At 45.9% G+C, this 20655-nt stretch carries 18 protein-coding genes and 1 pseudogene; 9 read left to right on the top strand and 10 right to left on the bottom strand.

The annotated features are described in order from the left end of the window. The first annotated feature begins 11 nt into the window (after window positions 1–11). On the top strand, window positions 12–236 hold the full coding sequence (locus ACR1R9_RS16760; protein WP_076289396.1) for a YqzE family protein: 225 nt from the start codon (window positions 12–14) through the stop codon (window positions 234–236). Window positions 237–330: 94 nt separating this feature from the next. Here ACR1R9_RS16760 and ACR1R9_RS16755 read toward each other — a convergent pair whose 3' ends face one another. Genes ACR1R9_RS16755 through ACR1R9_RS16745 form a run of 3 tightly spaced genes read right to left on the bottom strand, consistent with a single transcriptional unit; the run spans window position 331 to window position 4550 of the window. Continuing rightward, on the bottom strand, window positions 331–1536 hold the full coding sequence (locus ACR1R9_RS16755; protein WP_433948928.1) for a hypothetical protein: 1206 nt from the start codon (window positions 1534–1536) through the stop codon (window positions 331–333). Between the two features lie 27 nt (window positions 1537–1563). Beyond that, complete coding sequence (locus ACR1R9_RS16750; RefSeq protein ID WP_433923152.1) at window positions 1564–2787, bottom strand: YqhG family protein; 1224 nt, start codon at window positions 2785–2787, stop codon at window positions 1564–1566. A 2-nt stretch (window positions 2788–2789) separates the two neighbouring features. After that, window positions 2790–4550 (bottom strand): DEAD/DEAH box helicase, encoded by a 1761-nt coding sequence (locus tag ACR1R9_RS16745; RefSeq protein ID WP_433923153.1) that lies wholly within the window; start codon window positions 4548–4550, stop codon window positions 2790–2792. Window positions 4551–4740: 190 nt separating this feature from the next. Between ACR1R9_RS16745 and ACR1R9_RS16740 the strand changes: the two are divergent. Beyond that, window positions 4741–5433 (top strand): annotated as a pseudogene (locus ACR1R9_RS16740) (HAD family hydrolase); the annotation flags it as partial. A gap of 53 nt (window positions 5434–5486) precedes the next feature. On the opposite strand, the gene msrA reads toward ACR1R9_RS16740, so the two are convergent. Both msrA and ACR1R9_RS16730 read right to left on the bottom strand, forming a co-directional pair. Then, a complete protein-coding gene (msrA, locus tag ACR1R9_RS16735; protein WP_433923699.1) occupies window positions 5487–6002 on the bottom strand; it encodes a peptide-methionine (S)-S-oxide reductase MsrA in 516 nt (171 codons plus the stop codon). Between the two features lie 51 nt (window positions 6003–6053). Beyond that, the gene (locus tag ACR1R9_RS16730; RefSeq protein ID WP_433956377.1) at window positions 6054–6689 is read right to left on the bottom strand and encodes a Crp/Fnr family transcriptional regulator; all 636 of its coding nucleotides are present in this window, start codon (window positions 6687–6689) and stop codon (window positions 6054–6056) included. A gap of 127 nt (window positions 6690–6816) precedes the next feature. On the opposite strand from ACR1R9_RS16730, the gene ACR1R9_RS16725 reads away from it, so the two are divergent. After that, on the top strand, window positions 6817–7632 hold the full coding sequence (locus ACR1R9_RS16725; protein WP_433923155.1) for an HAD hydrolase family protein: 816 nt from the start codon (window positions 6817–6819) through the stop codon (window positions 7630–7632). A 97-nt stretch (window positions 7633–7729) separates the two neighbouring features. Here ACR1R9_RS16725 and ACR1R9_RS16720 read toward each other — a convergent pair whose 3' ends face one another. Beyond that, window positions 7730–8362: a LysE family transporter gene (locus ACR1R9_RS16720; protein WP_433923156.1), complete on the bottom strand. Its 633-nt coding sequence runs from the start codon at window positions 8360–8362 to the stop codon at window positions 7730–7732. 271 nt (window positions 8363–8633) lie between these two features. On the opposite strand from ACR1R9_RS16720, the gene ACR1R9_RS16715 reads away from it, so the two are divergent. Beyond that, window positions 8634–9194 carry a flavin reductase family protein gene (locus tag ACR1R9_RS16715; RefSeq protein ID WP_433923157.1) on the top strand — a complete coding sequence of 187 codons (561 nt, stop codon included), beginning with the start codon at window positions 8634–8636 and terminating at the stop codon, window positions 9192–9194. 513 nt (window positions 9195–9707) lie between these two features. After that, complete coding sequence (locus tag ACR1R9_RS16710; protein WP_076289405.1) at window positions 9708–11801, top strand: acyltransferase family protein; 2094 nt, start codon at window positions 9708–9710, stop codon at window positions 11799–11801. A gap of 160 nt (window positions 11802–11961) precedes the next feature. Here ACR1R9_RS16710 and ACR1R9_RS16705 read toward each other — a convergent pair whose 3' ends face one another. Both ACR1R9_RS16705 and ACR1R9_RS16700 read right to left on the bottom strand, forming a co-directional pair. Then, window positions 11962–13068, bottom strand: a complete 1107-nt coding sequence (locus tag ACR1R9_RS16705) for an FAD-dependent monooxygenase (RefSeq protein ID WP_433923158.1) — start codon at window positions 13066–13068, stop codon at window positions 11962–11964. Window positions 13069–13320: 252 nt separating this feature from the next. After that, window positions 13321–13845: an NAD(P)H-dependent oxidoreductase gene (locus ACR1R9_RS16700; RefSeq protein WP_053783691.1), complete on the bottom strand. Its 525-nt coding sequence runs from the start codon at window positions 13843–13845 to the stop codon at window positions 13321–13323. A gap of 189 nt (window positions 13846–14034) precedes the next feature. On the opposite strand from ACR1R9_RS16700, the gene ACR1R9_RS16695 reads away from it, so the two are divergent. Continuing rightward, window positions 14035–14517, top strand: a complete 483-nt coding sequence (locus ACR1R9_RS16695) for a MarR family winged helix-turn-helix transcriptional regulator (RefSeq protein ID WP_076289407.1) — start codon at window positions 14035–14037, stop codon at window positions 14515–14517. 84 nt (window positions 14518–14601) lie between these two features. Here the strand turns inward: ACR1R9_RS16695 and ACR1R9_RS16690 are convergent, their stop codons facing one another. Next, window positions 14602–14901 carry a hypothetical protein gene (locus ACR1R9_RS16690; protein WP_433923159.1) on the bottom strand — a complete coding sequence of 100 codons (300 nt, stop codon included), beginning with the start codon at window positions 14899–14901 and terminating at the stop codon, window positions 14602–14604. A gap of 215 nt (window positions 14902–15116) precedes the next feature. Between ACR1R9_RS16690 and ACR1R9_RS16685 the strand changes: the two genes are divergently transcribed. The 3 genes from ACR1R9_RS16685 to ACR1R9_RS16675 all read left to right on the top strand — a co-directional run bounded on the left by ACR1R9_RS16685 (window position 15117) and on the right by ACR1R9_RS16675 (window position 19012). Next, window positions 15117–17141: a Na+/H+ antiporter gene (locus tag ACR1R9_RS16685; protein ID WP_076289409.1), complete on the top strand. Its 2025-nt coding sequence runs from the start codon at window positions 15117–15119 to the stop codon at window positions 17139–17141. Between the two features lie 88 nt (window positions 17142–17229). Beyond that, the gene (locus ACR1R9_RS16680; RefSeq protein WP_433923160.1) at window positions 17230–18168 is read left to right on the top strand and encodes an aldo/keto reductase; all 939 of its coding nucleotides are present in this window, start codon (window positions 17230–17232) and stop codon (window positions 18166–18168) included. A gap of 67 nt (window positions 18169–18235) precedes the next feature. Then, a complete protein-coding gene (locus ACR1R9_RS16675) occupies window positions 18236–19012 on the top strand; it encodes a polysaccharide deacetylase family protein (protein ID WP_076289411.1) in 777 nt (258 codons plus the stop codon). 100 nt (window positions 19013–19112) lie between these two features. Here ACR1R9_RS16675 and ACR1R9_RS16670 read toward each other — a convergent pair whose 3' ends face one another. After that, window positions 19113–20654 carry a DHA2 family efflux MFS transporter permease subunit gene (locus tag ACR1R9_RS16670; protein ID WP_076289412.1) on the bottom strand — a complete coding sequence of 514 codons (1542 nt, stop codon included), beginning with the start codon at window positions 20652–20654 and terminating at the stop codon, window positions 19113–19115. Window position 20655 lies beyond the last annotated feature (1 nt).

The following is a 20655-nucleotide window of genomic DNA, read 5'->3' as shown; positions in this document are numbered from 1 at the left end:
AGGCAGAGGTTATGGCCAAAAGTGATGAACTGGTGAAATACATTACAGAGCGAGTTGTTCATTATATCGATACTCCGAAGGATGAGCGTAAAGGACGCACCAAAGCCAAAGAGCCGTGGACAATGAAATGGTTTGGAATGATTCCTTTTGCCGTATCTCTATGGGTTGGGAAAAAGGAAAAAGCAATGGATTCGCAGGGGAAAATGCAGAAACGAAGCTCTTCAGGTAAAGGTTAATCAAAGAACCAGCGTAGTAGTAGCTTCTTCCAAAGAAAAAGACGCATTCCTATCAAGAATTAGAGGAAGGCGTCTTATTTGTTGTGAGGATCGGTCACGGTTTCACAGCATAGAAATGCCCGTCGCGCAGCAAGGTCTGAAGAGGTACAAATCGTCTTACCGAAGTATTCCCGCCAATAGCTACATATTGTTTTTGAACGGTTCCACGATCGTCACGCCAGATCTGATAACCACTGACAGGCAAAGGCCCACTATACAAGACATTTTGCTGATCTGCAGAGAAAACGATCTTTTTATGCTCTTTCCATTGCTGATTCAATGTCTTTACGCCGCTTATCGAAAGTGCTTTTGAAGTGATCCATAACAGATTGTCCGCGGGATCAAACAGAGGTTGCAGATCCATGGAGTCAACGGACAACGAGGAGACTTGTGGTGAATCTTCGGGCGTTATCACGACAGCTTGTACAGATATTGACCTTATGGACTTTATTCGTTTCGTAGCCTGCTGTGAGTCCCTATCCAATGCATTCAGAACACCCGTTGGCAAGGTATCGCCGTTAGTTGCGTCAATATAGATTGCATCATCGTTAGGCCTTTCCACTTTCCAATAAGTGAGCAGGGGTGGCGCATAGTGTAATTGAAGCCCTCCTCCGTTAGTAATTAGCTCCTTCAAGTCCAGTTGCTGCCGATTCAGAGCTTGGTCCAACAAGGAAAAGTTGTACGGTCGTTGTTCTCCATGACCATACTCGCTAAGTTGAAATTGTCCTTGGTCGTTAGCTGAAATGATCATATAACCAACGGGTGACTGTCCAACATTAGCGTATACCAACCAGCTACGTGTGCCTGGACCGAGGGGATAAAAGTCCAATTGGGCATGATCCCAATGGTTCCCTGCATGTTCAGTATTTAGAATGATGGCTTGCTCGCGAGCAAATTGTTGTACTGCATCAGGAGCTAGTGTATCGGAATGAAGTTCCGCCGTACTTGTGGCCAATGTAGTGGGGAGTACGGATCTAAATGCAGTTTGAATTCCAGCACCTTCAGCTTGCAGTAAGGGGAGCAGGATGATTACACAAAGAAGGCACATTACAATTCCGGTTATTCGGCGAATCACGTTCCATCCCTTATGGAAGGGTCTTTTCATGCTAACACCTACTTTTCTGGGGTACATATCCTGACAAAACGGACTCCATTTTCGCTGCGTGATCGTTTCTAGTTCCATTTTAGAGGACAGGTTATGCAAAGGTTGCTGCAACCTGTCGGGATGCCACTCATGAATAAACACTACTTTTGCCGTCATTTGCGGGAAAAGTAGTGTCTTCGTCGTCTATCTTAAATGAAACATGCCACTGCTAATCGCAGTCACCTTCACTTTGGGCTCATATTGCCAGATCATCTCGGTACGGCGTGTCTCGTATTGCAGCTTCATGGCTTCCCGGTCCAAGACCGCTTGGCGGGCTTTATCCTGTTCCGGGTCCGTTTCTGATTCTGCCTGAACAGCAGCTTCAGCAGCGAGTTCGACATCTGATCCGATTGTCACATTAGTTGATTCAACGGGCTGCAGACGTGCATTCTGGATACGGGAAGGGCCGGAGCGGGAAGTCTGAATTGGAGCAGATGATCCGGTCCCCGCATATTCCTGATCCGTTGAACCGTCTGTGCTGGAGGAGGTTGTATCTACGTCGACGTCGACCTCAGGGGTGTCTTCTCTAAGAACTGCTTCATAGTACGTGTCGACAACAGCAAGCTCCAGATCAAGCCGTTCTTTGGCTTTCTCTGCCCAGCTATAGTCGAGTTCCAGCAAGCGGTTTGTCAAATGCGATTCCAGAGCTGCCCCGGCATCGGATAACGATACTTTGGCAGTCTGTACGTGCATATTCTCAGCCAGCCTTGGGCTAAGGTCACGCCTGTTCAGCTTCGAGCCGAACTTCTCGACAATTTCCCCTGTTTTGAGGGAGATGCCGATAAAATGAAGTTCCTCTTTTTTCAGATCACAGGCAAATTCCACTTTAAAACACACCCCAAGCCATGGCTCGTATACTGCTGGTGCGGTAGCGCGCAATTGCCTTTTTGCAGCCTGTTCAAACAGGTTCACGAACGCACCACCTTCACGCGCTGCATTGAAGATCTGCTGCAACCTGCGGCTGCCATATACAACATCTTCTTTCAAAATCCGTCCGGGTCCCAGCTGAGGCAGAGAAGGGACAATACCGAAGTATCGACCTAGAATAGTCTCTTTGGGAGCCTCGGGGGTACCGGGATCGGCACCTGGTGAGGCTGGTGGAGCTAACTGTGCAGCTTTTGCTTCTTCAGCTTCCAAAGCTTGCTGATAGGCATCCGGATCAAAGACGAATGTAAAGGACATCGTCTCCGCAGGTGCGCCGGTTCGCTCCACAAATCCCCAATAATACGGACGGTTGGTTAACGCCTTGTCAGCTTCAGGTGAAAGTTTTACCGTAACATGGGCAGGAGAACGCTCCATAATCTGACAATCAAGTGTTTCCAGGTAAGTGAGCACATACGCCTGCACTTCATGGGGTGACATGGTCATAATCAGAGGCCTCCTTTACGAATATCAAGCCCGGATACGGCTGGTGCCTCATCTGCAACTTCGCGCTGAATGGAGTTCAGCGATTGTCCGAGCGAGTCCATTTTACGGCGGATATCCTCTTCGTTTTGTGATTCAAGCATGATTTTGTACAAACTTTTTTCGATTGACTCCTTCTTCTCCAGCCGCTCCAGAATGACATCCAATCCACCAATGACCATCTCGAACATATTGATCTTCTCATGAAGCAGATTCAGAATATGCTCCTCGATTGTGCCGGTCGTCGAAAGGTTGTAAATGTTTACATCATTCTGCTGTCCCAATCGGTGAACGCGACCGATCCGCTGCTCAACACGCATGGGATTCCAGGGCAGGTCGAAGTTGATCATGTGATGGCAAAATTGCAGGTTGATACCTTCACCGCCCGCCTCGGTTGCAATCATTGCCTGTACGCGGCCACGGAAGAGGTCCATCATCCAGTCTTTTTTACCCCGGTTCATGCCGCCCCGGTAGGGAACTGCGGTCAGGCCGTTGTTACGAAAATAATTGAGCAAGTACTCCTGCGTGGCACGGTATTCGGTGAAAATAATAACCTTCTCATTCATGTCACGAACAAGTTCCATCGTTTTTTCCGCTTTGGTATTTTCCTTGATCGCTTTAATATGAGCAACGAGCTCCCAAATCTTATCCCGCAGTGGGGAGTCCAGTGGAAGCTTCTTCGACAGATTGACCAACGTCACAAACACGGCATCCCGGCTGCTGCATACTTCGCGCTGCAACGTCACTAGGGAAAGCATGCTGCTCAGATTGCCGCCCGCTTCCTGGTACTGATCCTTCACAAAGGAAGTCACCCCATCGTAAAGGGCCTGTTCTTCAGGAGAAAGCTGCAAATTCACATTGGACACGTTCCGTTTGGTAAATTGAACAGGTCCTTCACCGCGACGGTTACGGATCATGACTTTGGACAACTCATCCTTGAGCTGCTCCTGATTTTTCGGAATGCGTTTGTCGACGACAAAGTTGGCTGCAAAATCACCCTGACGGCCAAGCTGTCCCGGCTTGAGCAAGTTAATGAGGTTGAACAGCTCGCTCATATCATTCTGCACCGGTGTAGCCGTAAGCAGCAGGCAGTACTTTTTCCGTAATTTCAGCATGAATTGATAGTTGGTCGTTTTTTTATTTTTGAGTTTATGAGCCTCGTCGATAATAATCATGTCGTAATCCGTATTCAGCAGCATATCTTTATGCGGGTCACGCTTTGCTGTATCCATCGAGGCAACCACAATTTCGTTCTGCCAGGAATACGCCTTTTTCTGTGCAACCGCAGGGATGCCAAATTTGGAATTTAACTCCCGAACCCATTGCAGTACAAGGGACGCAGGCACGAGAATGAGCACTTTGGATACAAGTCCACGAACCATATATTCTTTCAAAATCAGGCCGGCTTCAATCGTTTTGCCAAGTCCAACCTCATCGGCGAGAATGGCACGACCTGACATTTCAAACAGTACTCTGCGTGCAGTATCCATCTGGTGTGGAAGAGGGGTGAGTCCCTGTAAATGCTTCAGACATTGGATTTCATCAAAGTTGGGAATCAGATTCGTCTCTTCCGCTTGAATGCCAAGTTGAAAGAGTCTGTAATCGCACCAAGGGCCGCCTTTATCGAGTCTGGACTCCAGTTGGGTGATCCAGCTGCGATCGAATTCAAGCGGAACGGGTAGTTCTGCTGCAGGTTGATTAATTTGATGCGGGTTTTTCCGGTTCATGGTGCTTCCTCCCCTGCCATTCGTGATGACGGTTTATTCGTAGGTAATAGTATGGACGAATGAGAGGCAGTTCATAACCAACCTTGGAATAAGGGGTGATTTCAATCAGAAAGTATGGAAGGGTTGTAAAATGATAGGTATTCACGTATGTTGATGAATAGTCACTTTACTTAAGTAGAGTGACTATTATGTCTCAAACTATATCCTGAATATGAAGGAGGAGAATCTGTTTATGCTTTCATTGATTTTTGATATGGATGGTACGTTATTTCAGACAGATCGAATATTGGAGACTTCTCTGCATGACACTTTTAATCATCTGAGATCAAAGGGATTGTGGGAGCAGAATACACCAATAGAAAAGTATCGTGAGATTATGGGAGTTCCTCTGCCCGTCGTCTGGGAGAATTTATTGCCCGGATACTCGGACCAGATTAGACAACAAGCAAATGAATGGTTTCATGAGAAGTTGATTGCGAATATCGACGCAGGCCATGGTGCCCTGTACCCGTATGTAGAAGAGTTCTTTCACTACTGCAAAGAGAAGAGTATACCGATATACATAGCGAGTAATGGACAAATCGAATACTTGAATGCCATCGTAAACTATTATCATCTGAATGAGTGGGTAAAGGAAACATTCAGTATACAGCAGATTTCATCACAAAATAAGTCTGATCTCGTACGCTCCATCGTGGAGAAATATAATATCACTCATGGGATGGTTATCGGAGATCGATTGTCTGACATTAAGGCTGCGAAGGATAGTAAATTAATTTCCATTGGATGTAATTTTGACTTTGCTCAAGCCGATGAGCTAGCTCAGGCTGATCGGGTTATTGATAGCATTGAGGAGTTGAAGGCTATAATCGGTGTACTGTAAAATGGATGCAACAAAAAAAGCGGCCAATGTGGCCGCTTTATGATTTAAAGAAGTTAACTCCAATATTTCTTGATAATTTCATCGCGTCCGGAATAAATTCGGGATTCTTTATAATATTTCGGATCTTTGCGATGGAAATTTTGATGATATTCTTCTGCCGGATAAAATACGGATGCTTCCTCAATAGCGGTAACGACAGGTTTATCGAATCGGCCTGTTTTGGCCAGTTCCTCTCGTGATTTCAGGGCCAATTGGCGTTGCTCTTCATTGTGATACAGGATGGCAGCCCGATATTGGCTTTTGCGATCATTACCCTGACCCGTGGCATCTGTAGGATCGATCTGCGGCCAGTACAGCTCAAGCAACTTCTCATATGGGAAAATGGCTGGATCAAACGAGATTTGCACGACTTCCAAATGCCCTGTTTCCCCGGTCAACACTTGTTCATATGTAGGGTTTTCTACGGATCCACCCATGTATCCGGATATAATCCCGTGAATGCCGGGCTGCTCTTCAAAAGGACTTACCATACACCAGAAACATCCCCCGGCAAACGTTGCTTTTTCAATCACTGCTATTCCCCATTTCTCAGTTGTGTTTAATCAAGATTACTATGAATGCTAGTCATAACGCAATCCATTTGATAGTTCATCCACCCGCTCCCAATCGAGCACAACAAACCCTTTTCTTTTTTTGCACAGGATTTCCAGATCGGACAGTTTCTGAATGAGGCGATTTAAGTGACGGGGCGTTGTACCGATTACGGATGCTATTTCTGGAATGTTAGGCGTGCTAATTTCTTTGCCAAACTCTTTGGGTAGACGAGTGGACATCAAATAGATGGCAAACCGTTCTTCAACGGAGGAAAGTGAGTTGATTCGGGATGCCGCTGTACATGTCTGCAATTTATAGGACAGATGTTTAAGTAATTCATTCAAAAAACGGTAATCCTGCATTAAGTTTCGTTCAACGGTTTGTATATCTATAAACAGGAATTTGGAGGGCTGTACAGCTTGAACCTGTGATTGTACAACCACCTTCTGAATCAATTCAATATCACCAAAGATGGATAAGGGGTGGCAGAAACGCAGCAAAAGAGACTTGCCAGTCTCAACACTTGAGGAGACTCTGGTCAGACCTTCCACTTGGAAATAAAGCCCTTCTAGTTCATCGCCTTCCGTAAGAACATATTCATCTGAATCATACTCCCGAAGCTGAATGGGAAGCAAAGCAGCGTCAGCAAAGATTTGTTCCAAATTAAAAAGGGACATATAAGGTTGTATTTTTTCGTATCCCCTGTACATTTTCATTTTTTTCACCTCGAATGGACATCGGTCCTTTTCATTATATATGAACTTGATATGATTAGAAAAACGAGGGGGAATGATGATGAAGTTTGTATTTGATCTGGATGGAACCATCTGTTTTCAGGGGAAACCGTTAACCAGAGAAATGGTTCAGACATTGGACTTTCTTGTGGAGAAAGGTCATGAACTTATTTTTGCATCTGCACGACCGATTCGTGATTTATTGCCTATACTGCCTGTCCATATGCAGCAATTTCCGCTGGTAGGCGGTAATGGAGGATTTGTGTATCGCAGCGGGCTTGAGATTTCCACAGTTTATTTGGAAGCATCTATTGCTGACCATATACTGGCGTTATTGAAGCAGCATGAAGCAGAGTATCTCATTGATTGTCAATGGGATTACTGTTATTCAGGCAAGCCGGAGCATCCCATTCGAAGAAATCTGGACCCCGAGTGCAGAGCGAAGAACGTGCTGCTGGAGGAATTAACCGAGATAGTGAAGGTAGTGGTCTTAAGCAGCCGCAATCACCAGGAGATGCTGGAGGCATTGCACAACCTTCCTGTGGTTACATACATGCATGGAACAGAGAACATTATTGATATTAGTCCTAAGGGTGTGAATAAATGGACAGGTTTGCAAGCACTTGGGGTCTCTCCCCATGATTTTATTGCTTTTGGAAATGATGCGAATGATTTTCCCATGTTTGAGTATGCCAGTCGTTCCATTTGCGTTGGGCAACATGAGAAGCTTGCTCAGATTGCGAATGAAAGGGTTGAGAGCCAAGAGAAGAATGTCATCGACAAAATCATTGAAATTGCAGAAAGATTGGAAGAAGAGGGAAGTGTATTTGGAAAAGCTAGGGTAAAAGTCGAAAACATTGCGGCAGGATGATCACTATCGGGATATGCATTCATTAGAGATAATCAAAAAAATGAAGAAGGAGTCCGCCAGTAGCGGACTCCTTCTTCACATAACAAGCATCTCTCTTCTAAACGTAACCGACGATCCCCATGATGAACTCATAGAGGAAGTATAGGGAAAATCCAAACAGTAGTATTCCGGCTATGACGGAGACCCAGCGAATCATGGAGCGACTCATCACTCTTCTGGTGACAGACACCACCGACAAAAGCCCTAGATCATGAATTAAAATACCACTCATTACGCCGCATGCTGCGAAAGCAAAGCTGCCTGAATGTGATGAGCTATAGGAATCAGATAACACTGCACCGAATACGGAAACCCAAAAAATCAAATTCCCTGGAGATACGGCGACAAGCAACCCATTGCGATATGTACTAAAGAATGATTTCTGAGTCTTTTCGTCTGCGGGTGTAATATCTTTATCCGCATTTTTAATGGAATCGTAGCCCAGATAGGCCAAAAATCCTGCACCTACCAGCCAAAGCGGGATCTGCACGTAAGGCAAGGCCAGTACAGAAGCGAAGCCAAAGTACATGGCGAGTATAAGCGTGACATCAATTGTCATACCGCCGAGACCAACTGCCCATCCATGGATAAACCCATTTTTTAAACCTTGTTTTGTCATTTCTACAGTAATTGCTCCGACTGGCATGGCAATGGCAAGACCAATCAAGAAATATTTTAGATAAACTTCCATTTCACAATCCTTTCATCTCAGTTGATTCATCTTACTGATGTATAGTAAAAATGTATTTTTTAATTTAATACACCTATCTTCGAATATCAAGAGAAAAATAATTGGTGAAATACAGCAGTGGCCCCGTTTTCGGTAATATTTTCGTATATTCAAATAGTGATTAGCGATGGAGGAAGTAATTCTTTTTCATCCTTTACTTATATTGTATAATTATGGATGAGAAAAAGCCTATTATATCTCATGGGCCTATTGAAAACGAAGAGGTGATCAGATGCGAAAACCGATAGATGAACCTATGTTTTATTCGTATCCCGGCATGGTGGCGGTAGTGACATCCCGTCATAAGGGGATTCAGAATGTGATGGCCTCAGGCTGGCATACCTATATTGGATCGTCTCCCGGAATTTACGGGATATCGCTGAGGAAGGAAACGTACTCTTATGAATTGATTGAGCAGAGTGGAGTATTCGGGGTACACTTCCTTCCGGGTCATCATTCGGAGTGGATTCAGGCTGCGGGAACCTTCAGTGGAAGAGACACAGACAAATTCTCGAAATTCGGGATTACATACGAAGAAGGAATCAAAGTGAATGTACCCATTCTGACCGAAGCTTATTTTGCTTACGAGTGCAAGGTAATCGATATCACAACATATGGGGATCATGAATGGATTGCAGGTGAAGTGGTACAGCGGTATCAAGACCCGGAATACTTCTTAGAAAATGGAATGGTTAATCTGGACAAATTGCAGATTCCAATGTATGTAGGACGATCCTCTTATCGGATTCTTGATGGGAGTGCGGAAGAGAAGGTTCATCCGTTTTACCTCTAGGGGACTAGGCACCAAGATGCAATTATGAGCAAAACTTTCAATCCGGCAAGAGATAGGTTTATAATGGTTATTGGCTGCTGAGCAAGTCGGCAGCCTTTTCCTATTGGCTCAAGCGTACACTCCAGACCCTCAGAAGGATCTGCTCATATATGAAATAAAAGGCAAGGTAATATTAGCCATTCCATGAAAAATGCTGTATTTAACAATAAAATTAGAGTATGATTTTACAGCTATATATGCTTGGCAGGAAAGGTTACATCGTTTCACTGGATTGTAACTATTGCTGTAATTTGTGAATAATCTTTCGGGCGTATAATGCTAAACGGGAGATAACAACAAAGATATAAAGAAATCGTAATCATAAACATCATGGTTAAGTAACTCGTCTTCTTTATGTTGTAAATGAATGATGGAAGGTGCAATACGTATGTTAATGACAACCAGAACCACAAGGAGTTCTCGAACGCCCCAGACATGGATGATGTCGACTCACATTGTCAAGGAGGGGCTCGCATGTCACAATCGTTAAAAAGCAAGCGGCATATGAACGGACTGGATGGTTTGCGAGCCATCGCTGTGCTTGCAGTCATAGGGTATCATCTGAATTTAAGTTTTATTCCGGGTGGTTTGCTCGGTGTAGGCATTTTCTTTGTTCTATCAGGGTATTTGATTACAGACATTCTTTTGACACAATGGCAGGAGCAAGGCCGGATATCGCTCGGTGATTTCTGGGTGCGAAGAGTAAGGCGCTTGTTACCTGGCATGATCACGATGACAGCAGTGGTGATGATTTGGTTGCTCTGCACAGATCCATCTCGACTCGCTGCGTTGCGTGGTGACATTGTCTCGGGAGTATTATACATAAGCAATTGGTGGTATATCTTTCATAACGTTTCCTATTTCGAAAGTTTCGGCCCTCCATCACCCTTTGGGCATTTCTGGTCGCTGGCTGTGGAAGAACAGTTTTACATTGTATGGCCCCTTCTACTGGTCGCAGCAATCATTTTGTTCAAAAGAAAGGGATGGCTGGTCGTCTTTATTGTCGTGGCAGCTGAATTGTCTGCTGGTGCAATGGCCATCATGTATAATCCGGATCTGGACCCGAGCCGTGTTTATTATGGAACAGACACAAGAGCATTTGCTCTACTGGCTGGTGCTGCACTGGCCGTGGTATGGCCGAGTCGCAAGCTATCGTCATCCCTAGCCCGCATCAATCGCCTTGTCCTGGATGCGTTAGGTTTAGCTGCGCTTGCTTGGTTAATCTACATGATGCTGAATAGCAGCGAGTACGACCCTTCATTGTATCGAGGAGGAATGGTACTTCAGGCCATAGCGACGACATTGCTCGTAGCTGTACTGGCTCATCCATCATCTTTCCTGGCAAGGCTCATTGGCGCTAAGCCATTGCGCTGGATTGGGGAAAGGTCCTATGGTTTATATTTGTGGCACTATCCTGTTATTATTCTAACGAGTCCAACGGTAGACACGGGTGGAGCACATCCTGTGCGAATGGTTTTGCAGGTTGCAGCAACGGTTGCACTGGCCTCCTTGTCACTTAAATATATTGAAAATCCAATACGTCATAACGGATTTCGTGATTCCTGGTCCCGGTTATGGGGAAGAGGGCGCAATACAACAGGTATTCGCAACGTATGGTGGAAGCGAGCTGGCTTGCTGATGAGCATTCTGTTGATGTGCTTTACGGTGTCACAGATGATGATTACGTCTGCAGCGAATTCTGATTCCCATTCGGTATCAATGTCGGCCACGCTGAATGGAGAACATTCCGTAACGGAGGAAAAAGGGCAGGACGTTCTTCCAGCAACAGTGAGCACTTCTGGGGCTGACAATCAACCTGCGCCTCAGAAAAACGACAAACCAGCGGCGAACGCTGGAGATCCAGCAGGCAAAGAAGAACAGCAAACGGTGAAGCCAGATAATGCTCCCAAATCGGAGGAACCAATCTCAGGTGAGCAGAAAGGATCAACTCCTGGCGATTCGAACCACGCTATTGGTAAACCCAGAGGCAGCACCGACAATCCAGGAAATCCAGAAGACAACGGTAATGAACATCCAGAGGATCCTGTAAATACGTCAGATTCGTCCAAAGAACAAGAGGAAACAGCTCCTCCAGCCAAAGACGGCAAGATTCACTATACGGTCATTGGAGATTCGGTTATTTTGGACGCCAAGCCTTACCTTGAACAAACCATATCGGGTGTGCACGTGGATGGTCATATCGGCCGTCAGATGTGGGAAGCTGCCGATGTACTGGATGGCCTGAAGAGAAATAACCAAATGGGCAGTCAGGTCGTATTGGAGCTTGGAACGAACGGTTCCTTTAATTCCAAAAGTCTGAATTCTGTGCTGGATTATTTGAAAGATGAAGAACATGTTTATCTGGTTACCGTGCGAGTCCCTCGCCCATGGGAACGAACCGTGAATAAAGCACTGAACGAAGCTGCTTCCGATTATAGCAATGTATCTCTTATTGATTGGCACACTGCAAGCGAGGGGCATGACGAATATTTCGAAAAAGATGGCGTACATCTAACGAAGGAAGGTTCGGAAGCTTTTGCAGCACTTGTGAAAGACAGTATGAAATAAATCAGAACTTATCTATTCATTTATTTATAAATTCATGAATGTTTACGGACCCAAATTAGAGACATTCAGGTTAACTCCACAAAGAACAAAACAGCCGATGCTTCCCAACTGGGAGTCATCGGCTGTTTGTTGATTACGCGGTGCTTGAATACACGCATCATTATTGAAAAGATTCGTACCGCTGCTGGAACGAAGACTCCATTTCCAGTTGCCTAGCCAACTGCTGCTTCACTTTTTCTCCACGTCTGGCCTGCAGCTCTTGCAGCCGCTCTGTAGAAGTGAATTGATCGGCGGCCATATCAATGAGTAGCTCAGCGAGCACGTCTGCATCTTCCAATGCTGCATTCAATCCAAAAGCGCCCGTTGGAGTCATCGTGTGAGCGGCATCACCAAGCAAGACCACGTTGTCCTGCACCCATAATTCGGCGAAACTGCTCTCTACGGATAACAAAACAAAATCACTCCATGTCTGGATATGTTGAGCTACCGAATCAGCGAGACAGGGGAAGGCCGCCACGAGTTTCTGTACAAAGGGAGCAAAAGGCTGTTCACGCAACTTGGAGAAGGACCCTTGCGGAATGTTCCATCCAATCTGCACGTATCCTCCGAATTGTGAGAATAACGCCAACTGCTGACCATCCATACTGGCCATTCGAACAGCAGGTTCCCAGCCTGTTGGAGCAGGAATGCGAGCCCATAACAGGTCGTATCCATGTTTGCGGATATCCGGGGTCAGACCAGCGTGTTTGCGTACAGCTGAATATCTGCCATCTGCCCCAACGATTACCGCTGCTTCAATGGAAGCAGGCCGTCCTTCTTGCCGAATGTTGATGCCAACCGTATGGTCAGCCTTATTTCGTAACAATCCAGTCATAACCGTATTATAAAGAACCTGTTCGTTTCTCTGTTGCTGTGATTGTGACACGATGACTTCAAGCAGATGATCCTGCGGCACATGAATGCCTACATGGGATTCTTGCTTGCCAGGGAAAATGGTGTGGATGATCTGACCATTCTCCCAGTATTGAATTTGCTCCAGGGGTAGCACGCCACGCTGGGTAACAGAAGAGTATAACCCATGCTTATTCAATACATGTTCACCATCTGCATTAAGTACTTCGCCACGAAACGACTTAAGCAGGTGCGGCTGGCGCTCGATCAGAATGGTGGATATTCCCTGTCGTTTCAGCAGGAATGAGAGTAGAGCCCCACCAGGACCAGCTCCGACAATACAAACGTCAGTTTTTAAATGCGTATTTTGATTCATGTGTAAAATTCCCTTGCAATATAATGGATGAATATCGTATTACTTTATAATAACAGATTTATAAAAATCATTAAGTAACTAAAAGTAACTTTAAAGATATACGTTATTATAAACAAATTCAATCCAATATTGCAACAGAATCATTCTATTTCTATACAGGAAGAGGAGTTCAAGCCTGCGGTATTGCTTTTTAGCTTATGAGCGCAGGCTTGATAAGAACAGCAATTTCTTTTATGTGAAATACTCTGATTTCTATGTGATCAATCGGTTGGTTATGCGAGCCACGCGTTCTCCCAGAGCTTTACCCAGTGCTATGCCCTGTTCGCTGAGCAGATCATCACTGTCCACCGGACAAGTCACTCCAACACCATAATAGGAGCCATATAATGCGTTATCTGCAAAGTTGCCAGGTAGCCCGGTAATAATCATGCCCTGATGGAGCATCGGTGTCAGCAAATGAATCAACGTTGACTCCAGTCCACCATGCTCGGTCGCGATGGTACAGAACACCGCACCGACTTTGTCGACAAGCTTGCCCTCTGCCCAGAGGTAGCCCAGCTTGTCGATCCACTTTTTCAACCCGGAGCTGATGGAGCCAAAATGTCCGGGGCAGCCCCAGATAATGGCGTCCATTTCCACCAGCTTGTAGATGTCGGCTTCTTCTGTGGAATGCAAATGAACGGTTGCACCATGCACACTGGCTGCGCCAGCAGCAATCGATTCGGCAAGCGCTCGTGTATGCCCGCCTTCACTATCGAAAACAATATAAATGTTCATTGCTTGATTCCTCCTTGTGTGGTTATCTGTTCATGCTATAAGGTAGCTTGTCACATGAAACCGCAAAATAAGCATGAACTTTACAGACAAGTAAAGGGTTCTGGGAAACAAGCGCATTTTTCACAAACAAAATAGTACAAATATGTTACAATATAAGGTAGGTTATGATCAAAGGTAGGAGGAACGTTTATGAGCCCGGATACGGAGCGAAACTCTCAATTGGCAAATGTGGATCAATTGTTGGAGGCCTTCTTCAGATATAAAAATAAAGTATTGGATCAGCAGCAAAAGAATGAAACAAACTGCAAATTGAACCCGACGAAAAGTCATATATTGGGCATGATTTTACGTGAAGAACGCTGCATGGCTGTAGATGTGGCCAGACAACTTAGTCTATCTTCTGGAGCAACCACAATTGTACTGAATCAACTGGAGAGCGAAGGTCTGATTCAGCGGGTGCGCAGTGAAGAGGACCGAAGAATTGTATGGTTATCCTTAACAGAAGATGGGCAGCAGCTTGCAAAAACGTTAATTAATAATCGCGGTCGAATGACATGGGAACTTTTGCAGGCGCTTACGGAAGAGGAACAACTGCAGATGTTTGGCATGCTGAAGAAAATTGAGCTAAAACTGTTAGAGAAAATGAAAACGTTGGAACAAACGCATCGCTAAATATTTGGGATGTAAAAAGCCAGCCTTCAAGAAAGAGCCCGTTTTGGGACTTAATTCTTGAAGGCTGGCTTTTAATTTTTCCAGTCAGAGATGGAAGCGTTGAATGTGATCGGTCAGCCCTTCCTGGATCAGAATTTCCTTCTGTTTTTTACCGAGCAGGTCAAAATGGGGAAAAGGCTGACGCCGATGGATATAACGTGGGTCGAGTTCATGCTCTCTACACCAATCCTCAAGCCGTTTCAGATCCGAACAGCCTACTTTGGTCACACTGGTAATGCCCGGAAAACGGTTGTCGATCCAGAAATGAGTGAGATAGGCAAGGTCGCCACGAGATACAAGTTCTTTCCACTCGGCTAGTTCCTGTCGTTTAATTCCAAATGCCATAGACACCAAGTTCCTTTCCAAACGGGTATTGTCCTGAGCATATTGTAACATCTTATAAACAGAACCAATCAGAAATCTGCAATCGGACTGTTGTGCGTTCGCATTAGACGGGGATTGAATATGACAACATTTTTATAATAAACTTTGGTTTATGCTAAAATAAGGCTATACAAAATGGTTTTCACCACTTCATTTTTCGGAAAGGGATTGTCATCATGGAACTATTTATCGCCGTGCTTGTTTTGCTGGTACTGATCGGTTTATCGAATATTTTGAACCGGTTTGTACCCTTTATCCCCGTTCCGTTGATTCAGATTGTTCTCGGTGTAGCCATTGCACTATTACCTGCGGGTGTGCATCTGCCACTGAATCCGGAATTGTTTTTCGTGCTCTTTATCGCTCCGTTGCTGTACAACGACGGGAAGCGAACACCGAGGCACGAGCTGTGGAATCTAAGAGCACCCATCCTTTTGCTGGCCCTGGGCCTTGTATTTGTTACGGTTGTCGTGGCAGGATATGCCATTCACTGGCTCATTCCAACCATTCCGCTTCCTGCGGCTTTTGCACTCGCAGCAATTCTGTCCCCGACAGACGCTGTGGCAGTAGGCGCTATGGCAGGTCGTGTGCATTTACCCAAGAGCATACATAGGCTTCTTGAGGGAGAAGCATTGATGAATGATGCATCCGGTCTGGTTGCATTCAAATTTGCGATTGCCGCCACGGTTACAGGGGTGTTTTCCCTGGCTCAGGCGTCATTTAGTTTTATACTTATCGCGATTGGCGGGTTGCTGATTGGTGCCTTGTTATCGTTCTTGTTGATCCGACTCGGTGTCTGGATTCGGCGTCTGGGGATGGAAGATGTCACCATTCATATGTTATTGCAAATTCTTACGCCCTTCGTCATCTATCTGGTAAGTGAAGAGGTGGGTGTTTCGGGCATTCTTGCGGTCGTCGCAGGCGGAATCATTCATGCAATTGAGCGAGACCGGACCGAGTCCGTACAACTGAAGATGCAGGTGGTATCTGCCAGTACCTGGTCAGTTATTTTATTTATTTTGAACGGGTTGGTCTTTGTCATTTTGGGGGTACAGATCCCGGATGTACTGAGTACCATCTTCGAGAATGTCTCGTTTGATAACCTCCAAGTACTCGGCTATGTGGGCCTCATTTCTGTGCTATTGTTGGTGCTTCGTTTTGTCTGGATCTATCTGTTCTGGAAAGGTAATGAAAATTCCGGTGAGGCGTTGTCTAGCGGGAAGCCTCGGCTGAAAGAAATTACGATTATTACTCTTTCGGGTGTGAGAGGGGCTGTAACACTGGCGGGGGCCTTCTCCATCCCGTATGTTCTCCAAGACGGGTCTCCTTTTCCGGAAAGGGATCTGATCATATTCCTGGCGGCAGGTGTGATTCTGTTCACTCTGATTGCTGCAAGTGTGTTCCTTCCTATTCTTGCGAAGAACGAAGAAAAAGCCGAAGAAGGTACACCGCAAACGACGGAACGAAAAGCACAGGATATTATGCTGAATGCTGCCATTCGTGCAGTGAAGTCGGAAATGAACGACCAGAACAAAGCTGCTGCGCTGGCGGTTGTTTCCGATCTGTCGAAATATATCAGGCAGGCGGCTGGCGAGCTTACTGCCGGTAAGCGCAAGGACATTTTGAAACAGGAAACAGCAATAAATCTCATCGCTACGCGGGCTGAACGTAAAGAGATTGAGAAGATGATGGATGAAAATGTAATTGCTTCGGAAGCCGCGTTTAGATGTAACAGCTGGTTGGATCGGAAGGAAATGATGCTTGCGAACCGTACGAATACCCAGATGATGTTCTCGCTCAGTGAAATTGGTCGCGTGTTTGGTCATGTGTTTATGAATCGTTCAAAAAAGCCGGATCAGCCATTTATGATTGAGAATGCGGATCTGTTCCGTCAAGTGAAGATGCGTACCTCTGAAGCGGCGATCAAGGCGATTCGTGCAAACATGAACGATAGTAACCGGATTGTGGCTCTGTCGGTCATCTCTAGATATGAGCGGGTTATTGCCAAATTACGCACCTGGAACCAGGGCAAAACGGAAGATCCATTTGATCAGGAAAAGCTGGAATTGCAAATGGTGGCCATGCAGGAGCAGCGCAATACCATACAGCAGCTGTACGAAAATGGTGAAATTAATCGCGATGTGGCTGCAAAACTCCGTCGATTCATTAATGACGTGGAAGCCACTGCGCTGAAAAACACCTAATCCGATAAACCCGATATTTTAAATATGCTTAATCCTTTGATATAATATATGTGAGTTACCAACGCTCAGAAAAGGAGATGGATGAGACATGGCAGAACAACGTACTCGCTTGGGCAAAACCGATCTGATTGTTAACCCGATTGGATTGGGGGCAAATGCAGTAGGAGGACATAACATCTATCCGAATATGCTGAATGATGAGACAGGCAAAGATGTTGTTCGTACGGCTTTGAAACAGGGCATTAACTTTTTGGATACTGCTTTCATCTATGGACCTGAGCATTCAGAACGGTTAATTGGTGAAGTGCTGAAAGAAACGGGTCAGCGCCAAGATACCATCATTGCAACGAAAGCTGCACATAAATTCGTGGATGGCAAGGTAGTTTTTGATAACTCACCTGCTTTCCTCAAAACCTCGGTTGATGAGGCATTGAAACGTCTGCAGACAGACTACATCGACTTATTTTATATTCACTTCCCGGATGAACATACACCGAAGGATGAGGCTGTAGGGGCGCTGAAACGTTTGAAGGACGAAGGTAAAATCCGTGCCATCGGAGTCTCTAACTTCTCCATTGACCAGTTGCGTGAGGCGAATCAGGATGGAGCTGTGGATGTACTGCAGTCTGAATATAATTTGTTCAAAAGAGAAGCGGAGAAAGAATTGCTGCCTTATACGGCAGAGCATGACATTTCTTTTGTACCTTACTTCCCTCTGGCAGCAGGGCTGCTGGGTGGCAAATATAATCGGGATACAACCTTTCAGGATGGGCGGGCGAAGAACCCGTTATTCACAGGGGAAGCCTTTATTCAGAATCTGGACAAGGTGGAACAACTACGCAGCATTGCACAGTCCAAGGACACTGAGGTCGCACATCTCGTTCTGGCCTGGTATCTGACTCAGCCGTCCATTGATGCGCTCATTCCTGGTGCCAAGAAACCGGAGCAGGTCATCAACAATCTGAAAACACTGGATGTTGAGCTCACAGCTGAGGAAATTGCAGTCATTGATCAAATATTTCGTTAAATAGTTCTGGTGAATCGGGAAATGCTAACAGGGAGTTTACGTTTGAAGATAAAGAGAGGACATAAACATGAACCTGAAGGCAGCCCGATGCATCGGATTGTGTGCGCTTGTTTTTTTGCTTGGAAGTAGCTCTGCCTACGCCAAACCTGTGCAGAAGAATCGACAGTATTATGAGGAACGGGGAGAGATTGTGTGGGAGGTTCCCACACATGATAAACTCATCGCACTTACCTTTGATGATGGGCCCGATCCGGTCCAGACCCCGCAGATTCTGGCTTTACTCGAGCAGTATCAGGCCAAAGGCACTTTTTTTGTGCTTGGCAAATGGGCGGAAAAATTTCCTGATCTGATAAAGCAGGAGCAACGGGAAGGACATGAAATCGCCAATCATACGTATGCACATACGTACGCGGTCAGGTCAACAAGGGCGGATAAGTACAGCCACGAAATGAACATAGCGGAGAAATCCATTGTTGGAGCAGGGGCGCAGCGTCCCACGTTGTTTAGACCCCCGGGAGGCTATTACAATGACATGGTCATTCAGGTCGCCAAGCAGCAAGGCTATACGATTGTGCTATGGTCCTGGCATCAGGACACACGTGATTGGGCTTCACCAGGTGTATCCGCCATTGTGAACAAAGTGCTGAAGAACGCACGTAACGGGGATATTGTTCTGTTTCATGACAAGGTGGAGGGCAAGTCCCAGACGGTTGCTGCGTTAAAAACGATTCTGCCCAAGTTGCAGGAACAAGGTTATCGTTTTGTAACTGTATCGGAACTGCTTGCCGTTAAGGCGAGAGAGGCTGCAAAGGATGACAATTCATCCTTACCACAGCATCCATAGTACAAGCCAAAAACCGCACGTCTCTGGATTGAAGAGACGTGCGGTTTTTTATTATTTCGTTTTATCTAAATAGGGTAGGTATGGTTTGCCCAAGGCCATTTTAGCGTTCAGGCTTGACTTTACGAGGACGGGAGCGAGCTCGCCGCAGGAATAATGAGAGAAACAGACCAATGATTGAAATCCAGGTCGCTACAATGAAAGCATCATTAATGCCTTCAATCGTTGATGTCTGAACAGCGATACCATAGAGCTGCTGTAATGCAAGGCTTGAACCTTGTTCAGGCGGCATTCCAGCCGCAGTAGCCATCTGCGTGCCGAGTATACCCACTTGTTCTGTCAGTGCGACATTGGTTGTGGTCACGGTGTTGCTGTAATCCGCCAAATGAATACCTGCACGTGTCGCCATCACGGTGATGAGCAGGGCGGTCCCGATCGAACCAGCGACCTGTCTGACCGTATTGGACATGGCCGTACCATGACTGGTGAGATGAGGCGGCAATTGATTTAGCCCCTCTGTCTGTACAGACATCATCAGCATGGACATGCCGAAGCTACGAAACGTGTATAGCATCATGATGTGACCATAGGGCGTCTCCCCCGTCAATTTGCTAAACTCAAAGGTTGAGATGGCGGTAATGATCAAACCGACAATGGCAAGCGGGCGAGAGCCAATCCGGTCAAACAGCGCTCCTGAGATGGGAGACATAACGCCCATTAGCAATGCACCAGGCAGCAGCAACAATCCGGATTGCAGGGGAGAGAATCCCCTTATATTTTGCAGATAGATCGGTAACAGCAGCATTCCGCCAAAGAGTGCCATGTTAATCGTTGCACTGACCAGCGTTGAGATGGTGAAAATATCGTATTTGAATACACGAAATTCTAGCAGAGGGTTCTTCATGGCCGTTTCTCTGAGTACAAAGAAGACGATGAAGAGCACGCCGATAATCAGTGTCAACAGCACAGTTGCACTGGTCCAGCCTTTATCTCCGGCAGAGCTGAATCCATATAGTAGAAAGCCGAAACCGATGGTGGAGAATAAAGCGCCAAAACCATCAAATTTCGGCGAAGTAAGTTTGGACACATTTTTCAGCCAAATGAAGGCAAACAAAATATCAAGCAAGGCAAGCGGGATGACCATATAAAACAGAATCCGCCATGTATAATGTTCCACGATCCATCCAGATAACGTCGGGCCAATGGCTGGAGCAAACATCATGGCAATGCCCATCGTGCCCATGGCAGTTCCCCGTTTCTCAGGAGGGAAAACAGTCAGAAACACGTTCATAACCAAAGGCATAATAATACCAGCCCCACTGGCTTGTACGATACGACCGATGAGCATGACCGTAAATCCAGGACTGATGGCACAGATCAGCGAACCTAACGTAAACAACAGCATCGCAGTCACGAATAATTTGCGGGTTCCAAACGATTCAATCAAGTAGGCGGTAATCGGAATGAGTACCCCGTTCACCAGCAAATAGGCTGTGGACAGCCACTGCACGGTCGTTGCTGATACGTTAAAGTCATTCATCAGATGGGGGATGGCTACATTGAGCAAAGTCTGGTTCAGAATGGCGATAAAGGCGCCGAGCAGCAGGACAGCGATGGTTTTCCCAAGAGGTACTTGATTATCCATC

The sequence above is a fragment of the Paenibacillus taichungensis genome, from assembly GCF_050994985.1.
Taxonomy (GTDB): domain Bacteria; phylum Bacillota; class Bacilli; order Paenibacillales; family Paenibacillaceae; genus Paenibacillus; species Paenibacillus taichungensis.
The sequence above is the reverse complement of the archived record's forward strand: the minus strand, read 5'-3'. Positions and strand labels throughout refer to the sequence as shown.

Excerpts from the sequence above, each read along its gene's own strand:
- ACR1R9_RS16760 (WP_076289396.1), top strand. The coding sequence starts at position 12 with ATGGCCAAAAGTGATGAACTGGTGAAATACATTACAGAGCGAGTTGTT.
- ACR1R9_RS16755 (WP_433948928.1), bottom strand. The coding sequence starts at position 1,536 with ATGACGGCAAAAGTAGTGTTTATTCATGAGTGGCATCCCGACAGGTTG.
- ACR1R9_RS16750 (WP_433923152.1), bottom strand. The coding sequence starts at position 2,787 with ATGACCATGTCACCCCATGAAGTGCAGGCGTATGTGCTCACTTACCTG.
- ACR1R9_RS16745 (WP_433923153.1), bottom strand. The coding sequence starts at position 4,550 with ATGAACCGGAAAAACCCGCATCAAATTAATCAACCTGCAGCAGAACTA.
- ACR1R9_RS16725 (WP_433923155.1), top strand. The coding sequence starts at position 6,817 with ATGATGATGAAGTTTGTATTTGATCTGGATGGAACCATCTGTTTTCAG.
- ACR1R9_RS16720 (WP_433923156.1), bottom strand. The coding sequence starts at position 8,362 with ATGGAAGTTTATCTAAAATATTTCTTGATTGGTCTTGCCATTGCCATG.
- ACR1R9_RS16715 (WP_433923157.1), top strand. The coding sequence starts at position 8,634 with ATGCGAAAACCGATAGATGAACCTATGTTTTATTCGTATCCCGGCATG.
- ACR1R9_RS16710 (WP_076289405.1), top strand. The coding sequence starts at position 9,708 with ATGTCACAATCGTTAAAAAGCAAGCGGCATATGAACGGACTGGATGGT.
- ACR1R9_RS16705 (WP_433923158.1), bottom strand. The coding sequence starts at position 13,068 with ATGAATCAAAATACGCATTTAAAAACTGACGTTTGTATTGTCGGAGCT.
- ACR1R9_RS16700 (WP_053783691.1), bottom strand. The coding sequence starts at position 13,845 with ATGAACATTTATATTGTTTTCGATAGTGAAGGCGGGCATACACGAGCG.
- ACR1R9_RS16695 (WP_076289407.1), top strand. The coding sequence starts at position 14,035 with ATGAGCCCGGATACGGAGCGAAACTCTCAATTGGCAAATGTGGATCAA.
- ACR1R9_RS16690 (WP_433923159.1), bottom strand. The coding sequence starts at position 14,901 with ATGGCATTTGGAATTAAACGACAGGAACTAGCCGAGTGGAAAGAACTT.
- ACR1R9_RS16685 (WP_076289409.1), top strand. The coding sequence starts at position 15,117 with ATGGAACTATTTATCGCCGTGCTTGTTTTGCTGGTACTGATCGGTTTA.
- ACR1R9_RS16680 (WP_433923160.1), top strand. The coding sequence starts at position 17,230 with ATGGCAGAACAACGTACTCGCTTGGGCAAAACCGATCTGATTGTTAAC.
- ACR1R9_RS16675 (WP_076289411.1), top strand. The coding sequence starts at position 18,236 with ATGAACCTGAAGGCAGCCCGATGCATCGGATTGTGTGCGCTTGTTTTT.
- ACR1R9_RS16670 (WP_076289412.1), bottom strand. The coding sequence starts at position 20,654 with ATGGATAATCAAGTACCTCTTGGGAAAACCATCGCTGTCCTGCTGCTC.